Origin of the sequence: Telluribacter roseus (genome assembly GCF_017355915.2) — a bacterium.
Lineage (GTDB): Bacteria > Bacteroidota > Bacteroidia > Cytophagales > Spirosomataceae > Telluribacter.
Genome location: NZ_JAFEUV020000002.1, coordinates 98,459 through 111,799, shown reverse-complemented (window position 1 = coordinate 111,799; position 13,341 = coordinate 98,459). Strand labels below are relative to the sequence as shown.

The 13,341-nt window shown below is 51.0% G+C and carries 9 protein-coding genes; 5 read left to right on the top strand and 4 right to left on the bottom strand.

Annotated elements, in window-relative coordinates; all coding sequences use genetic code 11:
- The first annotated feature begins 109 nt into the window (after positions 1-109).
- The 3 genes from JTN23_RS03650 to JTN23_RS03640 all read left to right on the top strand — a co-directional run bounded on the left by JTN23_RS03650 (position 110) and on the right by JTN23_RS03640 (position 3,206).
- Complete coding sequence (locus tag JTN23_RS03650) at positions 110-1,090, top strand: pyruvate dehydrogenase complex E1 component subunit beta (RefSeq protein ID WP_247232471.1); 981 nt, start codon at positions 110-112, stop codon at positions 1,088-1,090.
- Between the two features lie 81 nt (positions 1,091-1,171).
- Positions 1,172-2,650, top strand: coding sequence for an ATP-binding cassette domain-containing protein (locus JTN23_RS03645; protein ID WP_247232470.1), 1,479 nt, complete (start codon positions 1,172-1,174; stop codon positions 2,648-2,650).
- A gap of 223 nt (positions 2,651-2,873) precedes the next feature.
- Positions 2,874-3,206, top strand: coding sequence for a hypothetical protein (locus JTN23_RS03640; RefSeq protein ID WP_247232469.1), 333 nt, complete (start codon positions 2,874-2,876; stop codon positions 3,204-3,206).
- 5 nt (positions 3,207-3,211) lie between these two features.
- On the opposite strand, the gene JTN23_RS03635 is transcribed toward JTN23_RS03640, so the two are convergent.
- The 4 genes from JTN23_RS03635 to JTN23_RS03620 all read right to left on the bottom strand — a co-directional run bounded on the left by JTN23_RS03635 (position 3,212) and on the right by JTN23_RS03620 (position 9,960).
- Positions 3,212-4,729 carry an alanine/glycine:cation symporter family protein gene (locus JTN23_RS03635; protein ID WP_247232467.1) on the bottom strand — a complete coding sequence of 506 codons (1,518 nt, stop codon included), beginning with the start codon at positions 4,727-4,729 and terminating at the stop codon, positions 3,212-3,214.
- A 156-nt stretch (positions 4,730-4,885) separates the two neighbouring features.
- Positions 4,886-6,349: an amino acid permease gene (locus JTN23_RS03630; protein ID WP_247232465.1), complete on the bottom strand. Its 1,464-nt coding sequence runs from the start codon at positions 6,347-6,349 to the stop codon at positions 4,886-4,888.
- A 134-nt stretch (positions 6,350-6,483) separates the two neighbouring features.
- Positions 6,484-9,468: a protein translocase subunit SecDF gene (secDF, locus tag JTN23_RS03625; RefSeq protein WP_247232464.1), complete on the bottom strand. Its 2,985-nt coding sequence runs from the start codon at positions 9,466-9,468 to the stop codon at positions 6,484-6,486.
- A 150-nt stretch (positions 9,469-9,618) separates the two neighbouring features.
- Positions 9,619-9,960, bottom strand: coding sequence for a hypothetical protein (locus tag JTN23_RS03620; RefSeq protein WP_247232463.1), 342 nt, complete (start codon positions 9,958-9,960; stop codon positions 9,619-9,621).
- Positions 9,961-10,220: 260 nt separating this feature from the next.
- On the opposite strand from JTN23_RS03620, the gene nadC reads away from it, so the two are divergent.
- Positions 10,221-11,069, top strand: a complete 849-nt coding sequence (nadC, locus tag JTN23_RS03615) for a carboxylating nicotinate-nucleotide diphosphorylase (protein WP_247232462.1) — start codon at positions 10,221-10,223, stop codon at positions 11,067-11,069.
- A 17-nt stretch (positions 11,070-11,086) separates the two neighbouring features.
- Positions 11,087-13,195, top strand: coding sequence for a ComEA family DNA-binding protein (locus JTN23_RS03610; RefSeq protein WP_247232461.1), 2,109 nt, complete (start codon positions 11,087-11,089; stop codon positions 13,193-13,195).
- Positions 13,196-13,341: the final 146 nt, after the last annotated feature.

The window sequence follows — 13,341 nt, the reverse complement described above, 5'->3', positions numbered from 1 at the left end:
AATACTAGCTGTCTATCTACATAATGCTCAGTTAACAATTTGAGAATTGGCCGTGTTTCTCTAATTTTACCCTGTTTTTTACGTAATCATTACACAGAAACCAATTCTGATGAAAGAAATAGCATTCAGAGACGCCATTCGGGACGCCATGTCAGAAGAAATGCGCCGCGATGAGCGGGTACTCCTGATGGGTGAAGAAGTAGCCGAATATAATGGTGCTTATAAAGCCAGCCAGGGCATGCTTGATGAGTTTGGGCCTGAGCGCGTGATTGATACCCCCATCGCTGAGCTTGGCTTTGCTGGTATTGGTGTAGGTGCCGCTGTCAACGGCCTGCGCCCCATTGTAGAGTTCATGACATTCAACTTCTCGCTGGTAGCCATTGATCAGATCATCAACAGTGCCGCGAAGATGCTTTCCATGTCAGGTGGCCAATATTCAGTACCTATGGTATTCAGAGGACCTACCGGTAACGCGGGTCAGCTGGGTGCGCAGCACTCTCAGAACTTTGAAAACTGGTACGCCAACACTCCTGGTCTGAAGGTAGTAGTTCCTTCTAACCCCTACGATGCCAAAGGACTCCTTAAGTCATCGATCCGTGATAATGACCCGGTTATTTTCATGGAGTCGGAGCTGATGTACGGTGATAAGATGGTTATTCCTGACGAAGAGTACCTGATTCCTATCGGTAAGGCCGACATCAAGAAGCCCGGAAAAGATGTAACGATCGTGTCGTTTGGTAAAATGGTTCCCCGCGTGGTAATGCCAGCGGTTCAGGAACTGGCCAAGCAGGGTATTGAAGCCGAAGTAGTTGACCTGCGTACTGTTCGTCCTATCGACTATGACACCGTTATCCAGTCTATCAAGAAGACCAACCGCTGCGTAATTGTAGAAGAAGCATGGCCACTGGCGTCGATCTCGTCTGAGCTGGCTTACTGGATTCAGCGTTACGCCTTTGATTTTATGGATGCGCCTGTCCTGAGAGTAACCAACCGCGATGTACCGCTACCATACGCTCCTACACTGATTGAAGAAATCCTTCCGAACGTGAAGCGTACCATTGATGCTGTAAATACGGTAATGTACCGTTAATTATATAGTACTAGTAATGATTTAACCAGTGAGGCCGCCTCTGATCAGAGCGCGGCCTCACTTTTTTACTTTTTATATCTGATGGACATTCTTTCTCTTACTGATGTTTCAGTTCGGAAGTACGATACTCCGGTACTGCACGACCTGCGGTGGCAGGTTAGGCCGGGTGAGCAGTGGGCAGTGGTAGGTAGCAACGGGTCCGGCAAAACTACCCTGCTCGAAGCCCTCGCCGGTCGCTGGGCTACCGCCCGGGGTACTATGCACCGGCAGGGAGCCGTGGAGTTTGTAGCCAATGACTATTCATTCAATCGCATTGTACGAGCAGCGGCCCAGTACTACCAGCAGCGATTTCAGGCGTACGAGGCCGAGGTAGCCCCCACCGTACGCGAGGTACTGACGGGCCGGCTTAAGCCCATAGGTACCGTCAATGAGCAGTCGGTAAAGTTGCCTGAGGTAACTATTGATACTGAACGCTTTGAGCAGGTCTCGCAGCTCCTGCACCTGACGCCCCTTCTGGACCATCCGTTCATTACCCTTTCCAACGGCGAAACCCGCCGGATGCTGCTGGCCCGGTCGCTGCTCAAGAGGCCCAACATCCTCCTGCTCGACCACCCCTTCGTAGGGCTTGATGTCCATTCGCGGCAGGTACTTAGAGAGGCCTTAGCCAGTTTGGCTACCGAGGGTGTCTGCATCGTACTGGCTACTCCTCCCTCTGAGCTTCCCGACTACATTACTCATGTACTGGAGTTAGATAACGGGCGAATCAGCCGGGCCCTTTCGCTCTCCGACTGGCTTACCAGCCAACCAGCCCCGACAGCAACGGCAACTACACCTACCCGTTCACCCCTTGCCGCTTTTGGTCCTCCGGGCTTCACGGATTTTTCGTATGCCTTCCGCCTCAGGAATATCCGGGTGGTGTACAATGGTCAGGCTGTACTGGATGGAGTAAACTGGGACGTCAGAAAAGGTGAGAAGTGGGCGCTCAGCGGTCCAAACGGATCAGGCAAGTCTACTTTATTGAGTATTCTTACAGCCGATCATCCCCAGCGCTTCGCCAACGACTACGATCTTTTTGATCAGAAACGGGGCGGGCAGGGGAAGTCCATCTGGGATATTAAGCAGCAGATAGGCCATGTATCACCGGAGCTGCATCTGTATTTTCCTACGGATACCCTGGTCTCCAAGACCATCGCGTCCGGATTTTTTGATGCCACGGGTGTCTACTTCCGTCAGTTGACTCCTGAACAAACGCAGCAGGTACACCGTACAGCTCAGCTACTGGGAGTCGAAGACCTGCTGGACCGTACCTTCAGCAAATTATCCAAGGGAGAACAGCGCCTCACGCTGCTGGCTCGCGCTCTGGTCAAAAATCCTCCCCTGCTCATCCTGGATGAGCCCTGCCAGGGACTGGACATAGCCGCTATCGAGAAGTTTAAGGAAGTGGTAGATGCCGTTGCAGGCGGAGCGGAGCGTACTTTGATCTATGTATCCCACTATCCGCACGAGATACCCGGCTGTGTGACGCATACCCTCCGCCTGCAGCAGGGGAAGGTAGTTTAGTAAAAACTAGCTGACGCGAAAAACAAAAGATCCGGCTCCTTGTACAGGGCCGGATCTTCTTGTTAAATCGTAACATCTATAAAACGCGGCACCTGCACAAAAAGTTGCGCCGCAGAAAAATAGTAACGTAGTTTTTCAAATTAAATACATAACTTATCAGAAAAAGAGGCTATTACGGAATCAGCCTAGAATTTCGTCATAAAGTTCAAATCACTAGTACCACATGGCAGCACGTCAGCAACCCATATATGAAGTAAAAGTAGAAACTACCATTCTGGCTAATCCTTTCCACTCCACTGAGCCTACCTATACCTACTTCTCTAACCTTAAGCGGGCCATAGATACCATACGTATCGTACTTGGAGCTCAAGGTTGGCCTGCTCTGGTGAGTTACTCCTCCGTATACCGCGACCTGAAGCTACGCAATGTATATTCCCAGACCTTCAGTGCCGAGGGCGTGCGGTACTTTCAGCTCACTATTTCCAAGCGAATTATTAACCCACACCTGACTACCCTGGGCATTGACGAAATGCCCAGACCCCGTACCAAAAAATAATACGGCTACTTCTTCTGGGGCCACCCTTTGATGAAGGCCATGTATCTGGTGACTTCGGCCTTTACAACCGGCAGCAGGAAGAACAAACCGATCAGGTTTGGAACGGACATAGCAAAGATCATGGCATCCGAGAAGTCAGTAACGGCACTTAAGCTGGCTGCCGCGCCAACGATCACGAATAAGCAGAAGATAACCTTGTAGAGAATATCGTTGAAACGACTTCTACCAAACAGGAAGAGCCAGGCCTGCAGACCGTAGTAAGACCAGGATATCATGGTGGAGAAAGCAAAGAGTACTACAGTGAATGTAAGTACATACGGAAACCAGGGAAGTACCGTGGCAAAAGACTCAGAGGTCATTTCTACTCCACCCATATTGCCCGCGTTGTCGTAGTCGCCGGTAATGATTACTACCAGGGCGGTCATGGTACAGATGATAACTGTATCAATAAAGGGCTCCAGCAGCGCTACCAGACCTTCACTGGCCGCATAGTCCGTCTTAACAGCCGAGTGTGCAATGGCCGCTGAGCCTACCCCTGCCTCATTGGAGAAGGCAGCTCTCCGGAATCCCTGCACCAGTACTCCCACCAGGCCCCCCGACACCGCCACCGGACTAAAAGCCTGAGTGAATATCATACTGATCGTTGCAGGTAGATTGGCAATATTCACCCCGATTACCACCAGCCCCGCCAGAATATAAATCCCGCACATAAAAGGTACGATCTTCTCGGTGATGGAGCCAATGCGTTTAATACCCCCGATGATCACCAGTGCCACCATTGCCGCCATTAGTACCCCAAATACGGTACCTGCCGAAGTGGATGTACTACCCACCATACTCAAAAACTGGCTGGCGGCCTGGTTGGCCTGGAACATGTTGCCTCCGCCAAACGACCCACCCACGCACATGATTGCAAAAAACACGGCCAGTACTTTACCCAGCTTTTCCTGTCCCCGCTCCTTTAGCCCCTTAGTCAGGTAGTACATAGGGCCACCATATACTTTCCCGTCTGGACCTATTTCACGGTACTTTACCCCCAGGGTACATTCCACAAACTTGGAAGACATTCCCAGAAAACCGGCCAGAATCATCCAGAAGGTAGCTCCCGGTCCACCCAGTGATATGGCGATGGCTACGCCGGCAATATTACCCAGCCCTACGGTACCAGACACCGCGGCGGTCAGAGCCTGGAAGTGGGAGACCTCTCCAGCAGCATTACTCGAGTCACTGTACTTACCCTGCACCGTTTCGATGGAAGTACGCAGCCCACGGACATTGATGAATTTGAAATACACCGTGAACAGGATAGCCGACAGCAGCAGGAAGATAATCACCAGTGGCATGTTGGTAGCCGCTGTATCCCCTAACTGTATCGGATAAAAGACTATACTACTTACAAAGTCAGTGGCGGGCTGTACTACATTGTTAATTTTTTTGTCAAGGCCTTCAGAGGCTTGTGCGAAGAGAGGAGTGATGCTGCCCAGGCAGCCAGTAAGAGTCAACAGTAGAGGCTTTTTTCTCATAAAGGATCTAAAAGTGGAATAGTAGTAGGGTAGAATCGTAGAATAATATTTGGCTCATAAAGGCATAAACTAATATAAAATTTTAATCAGAAGCAATAAAAAGCCCGTAAGCGTTTCCACTTACGGGCTTTTTAGTATGTGAAGGAAAGTACTTTATCAGCTGTTTTTATATTCTTTCCCCAAAATGCTGTTCTTCTTACCGTAGCCAAAGTAAATGGCCAGACCAAGTCCCAGCCAGATCGCCAGACGGTACCAGCTTTCTATCGGAAGAGAGTACATCAGGTATAAACAGACAATAATACCCATTAGAGGCACAAAAGGCACCAGAGGCGCTTTGAACGAACGGGGCGCATCAGGCATCTTACGGCGCAGCATCCATACACCCGCGCACACCAGGCAGAAGGCAAACAAGGTACCTATACTTACCATATGTCCCAGATCGCTTACGGGTACAAATCCTGCAAACACACTTACGAACAGCATGAAGAAGATGTTGGTTTTCCAGGGAGTGCTGAACTTGTGGTGTACTTCGCTGAAGAACTTCGGAAGTAATCCATCCTTGCTCATAGTATAGAATACCCGGCTCTGTCCCAGTAGCATCACCAGCATTACGGAAGTATATCCCGCCAGAATAGCCACAATTAGACCATTCTGCAGGAAGTCATAGCCCGTTTGGGCAAAAGCCGTGGCTGCTGGCTTGGCATCGTTCGCAAACAGCTTGTAGTTAACAAGACCCGTCATTACGTGCGCAAACAACACGTACAGTATGGTACAAACGGCCAGTGACCCCAGGATACCAATAGGCATATCGCGTTGAGGATTTTTAGCCTCCTGAGCCGCTGTAGACACCGCATCAAATCCAATAAAAGCAAAGAATACCACCGCGGCTCCGGTAGCAATACCCGACCAACCGAAGTGCTCGTATTCACCGGTATTAGCCGGTATATAAGGCGTATAGTTAGCAGGATCAATGTGGCTCCAGCCTAGTGCTATAAATATAAGTACTACGGCTACTTTTACCACCACCAGCAGGTTATTCATAAAGGCAGAACCTTGGGTACCTCTGATGAGCAGCAATGACAGCAACCATACGATCAGGATAGCGGGCAGGTTGATCATCCCTCCCTCAATGATGGTACCATCACTCAACTTTACTGTTTCTAATGGCGAACATACCAGCTCAACCGGTAGCTGTATTCCAAAGCCGTTCAGAAACTCCAGCAGGTACCTCGACCAGCTCACGGCTACTGTAGCTGCGCCCAGGGCGTACTCAAGTACCAGGTCCCAGCCGATGATCCAGGCTACGAACTCGCCCATGGTAGTATAAGAATAGGTATAGGCGCTTCCGGCGATGGGGATCATGGAAGCAAATTCGGCGTAGCAGAGCCCGGCAAAAGCACAACCAACAGCCGCCAGTATAAAGGAAATAGTTACGGCCGGTCCCGCGTGTTCAGCGGCCGCAATACCTGTGAGTGAAAAAAGACCGGCTCCAATAATAGCGCCGATCCCAAGTGCAACCAGACTGGATGCCCCAAGCGAGCGTTTCAGTTGATTCCCTTCATCGGATGATTCCTCCTGTAGTCTCGCCAGAGGTTTTCTTATCCAAAGTTGATTTGCCATAGTAAAAAGAAGAGAGGTACTTAATTTTTAGTGTCAATGAACCTTAAAACTAACGTAAAATTTGTCAATACAGGATTGGTAAAAATAGAAAAAGGGAAAAGCACATACTTTTCCCTTTTTCAAACTATAATGGATTAAGCCTTAGCGGTCTTTGTTTTTTTAGCAGCCGGCGCTGGCTCGACAGGTACTACCGCTGGTGCAGCGGAAGCTTCTCGTAGTTGCTCACGCTGCAGGGTATCTACCACGATAGGCGCTGCAATGAACAGTGAAGAATACGTACCTACGATAACCCCGATCAGCATAGAGAAGGTAAATCCGCGGATTACTTCACCACCAAAGATCAGGAGCACTACCAACACGAGCATTGTAGAGATACCCGTTACGGCCGTACGGCTCAGGGTACTGTTCAACGCGTTGTTGATGATCGTCGGGATGCTCTCACGCTTACCACCTTTGTCATTGAGGTAGTCACGGATACGGTCAAAGATTACCACGGTATCGTTCATCGAGTAACCCATGATCGTCAGAACCGAACCAATGAACGCCTGGTCGATATCCAGCGAGAAAGGCAGCAGACCGTTGAACAGCGAGAATATCGCCAACAGGACAATTACGTCATGTGCAAGGGCCGCTACGGCTCCGTAGCTAAACGCCAGTCGGCGGAAGCGCAGGAAGATATAACCAAAGTTAACGGCTACGGCCAGTAATACAGCCCAGATAGCTGATATCATGGTATCGTATGCGATGGTAGGCCCTACTTTGGCCGAGCTCACGATTTCTCCTTTATTACCCTGTACTCCTGCGATACCTGCTACTATCTTAGCTTTTGCCTGATCATCCGCTTCGGGAGTTGTCTGCTCGATCAGGTAGTCAGTAGTAATCTTAACCTGGTTAAATCCACCGAATGTTTTTACTTCCGGTGCTTCACCCAGTGTAGCAGCCATGCTTTGACGTACAGCGTCAGTACTTACATTCTGATCAAAACGTACCACGTAGGAGCGACCACCTTTGAAGTCAATACCCAGACCAAAGCCTTTGAAAATGAACGAAGCAATACCAATCGCTATAATAGCCGAAGATATAATGTAGAACTTACGACGCTGCGACACAAAGTCAAACTTGGTATCCTTAAACCAGTTCTTGGTCAGAGGCGAAGTAAATGCGAAGGTCTTGCCTTTTTTCACCTGGTACTCAAGCAGCAGGCGGGTAATGAAGATAGCCGCAAACAGAGAGGTAATCAAACCAATCACCAGCGTAGTCGCAAAGCCAAGTACCAGACCTGTACCAAATACGAACAGGATCACACCTGTAAGCAGGGTAGTAACGTTGGAGTCAATGATAGCTGAAAGAGATCCTTTAAAACCATCCGTAACCGCTTGAGCAAACGGCTTGCCGGCTTCCATCTCTGCTTTGATACCTTCATAGATAAGTACGTTGGCATCCACCGCCATACCAATGGTCAGTACAATACCCGCGATACCTGACAGAGTAAGTACGGCACCCATTGAGGCCATTACTCCCAACAGGAAGAACAGGTTGACGAACAGAGCGATATCAGCGATCCAACCGGCACGGCTGTAGTAAACCACCATGAATACCAGTACTACCAGCAGACCTACCAGCGAAGAAAGTACCCCGGCCGTAACCGCTTCTGATCCCAACGTAGAACCTACTACGGCTTCTTCTACGATATGGGTAGGAGCAGGCAGCTTACCGGCTTTCAGTACGTTGGCCATGTCCTTGGTCTCTTCTACGGTAAAGCTACCCGTAATGCTCGAGTTACCGTTAGGGATTTCACCCTGTACAGTAGGAGCAGTGTATACCAGGTTGTCAAGCAGGATAGCTACCGGACGACCGATGTTATTGGCAGTAAGGGTACGCCATTTACGGGCACCTTCACCGTTCATACGCATAGTTACTTCAGGACGGCCACGGTCGTCATAGTCGCTGGTAGCGTCTACGATTACATCACCTTCCATGGGAGCCTTCCCGTTAGACTTCTTCACAAAGTACAGAGGCAGGATTTCCTGGCCGTTAGTAGCCTGCATTCCTTTACGCTCCCACGCAAATACGATATCATTAGGGAACATAGAACGTACCTCAGGGCGGTTAAGAATCTCACTAGCACGGGCGGTGTCTTTCAGGTACACACCCAGTCCCTGTGGAAGGGGTACGAACAGGTTGGTCAGAGCGGCAGTCTGGCTGGCCAGAGCAGAGGTATCGGCCTGAGCAGTGTCACTCTTCTGAGCCAGCTGTGCCTCAAGGCTGCTTCCGGTAGCCGACCTGGTAGTATCGGCAGCAGATGTTGTTGCTTTGCTAGGAGATACTTTGTTAGCAGCATCTTCACGTGCCAGGTACACGGCCAGCTGATCGATAGCAGGAGCTATCTCCTGAATAGTATATACTTCGGCAAACTCCAGCTTGGCAGCTCCCGAAAGCAGACGACGAACACGCTCAGGGTTGTCAACGCCTGGTAGCTCTACCAGGATACGGTTGGTACCAGGCAGACGCTGCAGGTTAGGGTTAGCTACCCCGAATTTATCCACACGAGCCTGAATGATTTCAAATGCACGGCCAATAGCTCCCTCTACTTCGGTATTGAGCATATTGATTACTTCGGCATCTGATGAGTTGCTGTTGATCTTACTGCGGTTGGCGCTGTTGGCGAATACACTCGCCAGACGGGAATTAGGAGCTACCTCCTTATACGCATCCACAAACAGGTCTACATAGCTGCTCTGGCTGGTCTTTTGAGCTTCTTCAGCTTTCTTGAGAGCCTGCTGGAACTGAGCACTACGGGCATTACCACCAGCCAGTCCTCTTACGATATCCGTAGGGGATACTTCGAGTACCACGTGCATACCTCCCTGCAGGTCAAGCCCCAGGCCCAGTTCGCGCTCCATTACTTCCTGAAGCGTGTGTCCCAGGTACACTTCCTCCCGCCATAGCGAGTCGATGTACCGCTGTTTCTTAGTAAAATCTACTTTACCCTGCGCATCGGTAGCATACGCTTCCGCGTTCTGCTTGTAGTTACGAGCGACAAAGGTAAATGACAGGTAGTAAAGGCAAATCAAAGCCACTACTATCGTCAATCCGATTATTCCGGTTTTGTTACGCATTGTTAATTATACAGATAGATTAAATGAAATTACACTGAAAGAATAGAAGTGATACTCCCGTCTCCTTCCACCAGTCGCTACAGACAAGGGTACAGAGCAGGTATCAATACAAGTAAAATTCCACGAAGGGAAACCGCAGGAGCTGTGGGTCTAGGGGGCATTGATGGCAATATGATGCCCAAAGACCTTTCGAAAATAGGAGAATAGATGAAACGGCTCACTGAAAGAAGCCGGTATAGACGTAGCTACTTCCACAAAACGCCAGGTAGGCGGGGGAAGTAAGTAAACCGCTTGCGCAAAATCAAAAGAGGCCGCCGGTATCACTACCGCATCCAGCGACAGTTCGCTTACCTTGGCCGCGTCAGGACGACTCTCATCCGCAGCGGTAGCACTGTGTTCCAGGGCTACCTTGTGCTTTCCCTCCTGCGGTACTGAACATGACTTACCTCCCACTGCTACCATAAGCAGTATTGTGGCTAACAGCCAGCTCATCAATTGGGTGATATGTCCTTGCTTCTTAGGCACTGTCAGGCAGTAGGTTTACGATCGAGGGCGCAAAGTTCATTCCAAAAAATCAGATAACCAAATATTTAGCAGATAATAGTGGTACTAAAAGAAGAAAATATTGAAACAATCTAAATCCACCGTAGTATAGATTATATTGTTATCTTCTACAAATGAGCACCTTCTATGTACCCTCTAACGAAAATAGGGGTTTGGTCGTTTCATTAGTAGACAGTATTTTCGGCGATATGGAAACAAATCCTCATAATTTACAAGATCTTATCAAACTGGCGCTGCTGGAAGACATCGGAGACGGTGACCATAGTTCGTTGTCGTGTGTACCTGCCGATGCCTCCAAGCAGGCTCGCCTGCTGGTAAAGCAGGATGGTATACTGGCGGGAGTAGAAGTGGCGCTGACTATTTTTAAAGAAGTAGATGCTAATCTTCAGATAGATGTACACCTGCAGGATGGTGCCTCCATCAAAGTAGGAGACGTAGTACTGACCGTAGAAGGCAGTGCGCGTTCGATACTACAGGCCGAGCGGCTGGTACTCAACATTATGCAGCGCATGAGTGGCATAGCTACTTACACCCGACACATGGTAGACCTGATCGCTGATCTGCCGGTGAAGCTGCTGGATACCCGGAAGACCACACCTAACTTTAGAGCTTTTGAAAAGATGGCAACGCGTATAGGAGGGGCTGTCAATCACCGTATGGGCCTGTACGACATGATCATGATTAAAGATAACCACGTCGACTACGCCGGAGGTATCGAAGCCGCTATCACCAATGCCCGTACTTACTTACAGCAGACCGGCCGAAGTCTGAAAATAGAGATTGAAGCGCGTAACCTGGATGAAGTAGACCAAATACTGCGAATAGGTGGCGTTGATATAGTCATGCTGGACAACTTCTCGCTGGACGACATGCGCGAAGCGGTGCGCCGCATCGGCGGGCGGTTCGAGACCGAAGCCTCGGGCAATATCAAAGAAACGACCTTACGGGCCGTAGCCGAAACGGGGGTCGATGGAATATCGAGCGGTGCCCTTACGCACCAGATCAAGAGCCTGGACCTAAGTCTGAAGGCTTTTTGAACGCTGGCTGAATAGCTATGGATAGAAAAAGAGCCATACCGTCTGCGATAGTTTATTCCCTACGCCAGACAGTATGGCTCGTTGTTTTGATAGCGGGTCGTGCCTATGCTCAGGAGCCGCCCCGTCCCGAAATCGATATCAATGCTTTTATACAGGAGCTTTTTCCTGTCCCGACCGAAGAGGCCAACTACGAAGACCTGTTCGAAGCTCTTTTCCAGCTGTATACCAACCCGCGTAATCTCAACACCGTCACCCGCGATGAACTGGCGGCTACCTACCTGCTCTCGCAGGAACAGTTGAACGCCTTCCTTGACTACCGCGCCAGGCTGGGCCCTCTCCTGTCTCTGTATGAGCTGCAGGCCATACCGGGCTTTGACCTGGTTACCATCCGACGTCTGCTGCCATTCGTCATTGTCCAGGAAACGGCTCTACCTCTGTCCCAAAGCCTGCGCAACCCTACGCAGCACTTCCTGATGCTGCGGACGGAGCGGCTCCTGGAGACCCAGCGCGGCTTTGCTCCTGTTGATACTACCTCGCGCTCCCTGACCCGCTACGTGGGCGGTCCTATGCAATGGTACGCCCGCTACCGCTATGCCCGTACGGGTGCTTATAGCCTTGGCTTTACCATGGAGAAAGACGCCGGTGAGGTAGTTCGCTGGCAGCCCGACCGCCACATCTTTGGTCCTGACTTTACTTCTTTTCACGCCCAGATCATGAACCGAGGGCGACTCAGGAACCTCATAGTAGGTGACTTTCAGATGCAGGCGGGGCAGGGTATGGTGATGGCGGCAGGATTCTCGCTGGGAAAGGGCGCGGAAGTAATCCGAACTACCTACCGCAGTACCCTCGGGCTCCGTCCCTATACCTCGGTGCTGGAAGCGGGCTTTTTCCGGGGTGTGGCTGCTACCTACGCCCTCACGCCCACTGTTGACATTACTACCTTCTACTCCGGTGTGCGCCGGGACGCCAGCCTCAACACGGCCGATGCCGCTCCCGGGCAGCTACTGGTCTCCTCCCTCCAGACCGCTGGGCTCCACCGTACACCCGCCGAGCAGGCCCGGCAGGGGATTATCCCGGAGCAGAACCTGGGCTTCCACGCGCTCTACCGTTCCCCTACTCAACGGGGACAGGTGGGCATCACCGCACTACATACCACTTTCGGAGCCGACCTCCAGCGCCGGAACGCCCCCTATAACCAGTTTGAATTCAGGGGAAAGGAAAATCTGGTAGTGGGTGTACACGGCGACTACCGCTGGCAGAATATTCATCTGTTCGGTGAAGGGGCAAGATCCTCAAGCGGAGGTGTAGGGGGTATTGGAGGATTGATAGCAGCCCTGGGCAAGACACTGGATTTTACGCTCCTGCTCCGCCACTACGACCGCCACTTCCATACCTTCTACGGCAATTCATTCGGGGAGGCGACGCGCCCCATCAACGAAACAGGTACCTACTGGGGGCTTCGGTACTCGCCCAGCCGTCGCTGGCAGTTCAGCGGATTCTACGATCGTTTCCGCTTTCCGTGGCTCCGGTACCTGGTCAATGCTCCTTCCGATGGCTACGATTACTTCCTGCACGCGCAGTGGATGCCCAACCGCCGGCTGCGAACGTACGCGCTCCTGCACGAGGAGCACAAGCAGCGCAACCTGCCCGGAAGCAGCGACGAGCCTATGCGTCCGCTCGCTACCACCATTCGCCGTACGGCCCTGATTAACTTTGAATACGAAGTACCCTTGAAATACAGTGTACGTACGCGGGTGCAGGGCGGGGACTTTGCCTACCAGGGCACTTCGCGCTCACGAGGGGTTACGGTACTTCAGGACGTGACCTGGCGGTGGCAACAACTCGAACTGAGCGGTCGCGTGGCCGTATTCTCCACCGACAGCTACGACAGCCGCCAGTATGTGTATGAGAAGGATGTACTGTATGCGTTCTCGCTACCTGCCTATTACAACCAGGGCACCCGGCACTACCTCATGGCGCGGTACGCGCTCAGTAAGCAGCTGCGGATGTGGCTTCGCTGGTCCCAGACCCGTTATTCCAACGTAGATGTCATCAGCTCCGGCCTCAACGAGATCCAGGGCAGTACCCGCAGCGAAATAAAGGCCCAGGTGATGTACCAGTTTTGATTATTTAGTGATTGAGTGAATGAGTGAATGTCGGATTTCGACGGTTCGTCGCAGCTATTGTGGATTATCAATTTAGTAGTTTCAAATGCAGAGAGTAGAGGTTCAGGGCTGAGGTACTATTATAATCTGATTTCAGACTTAGCCGT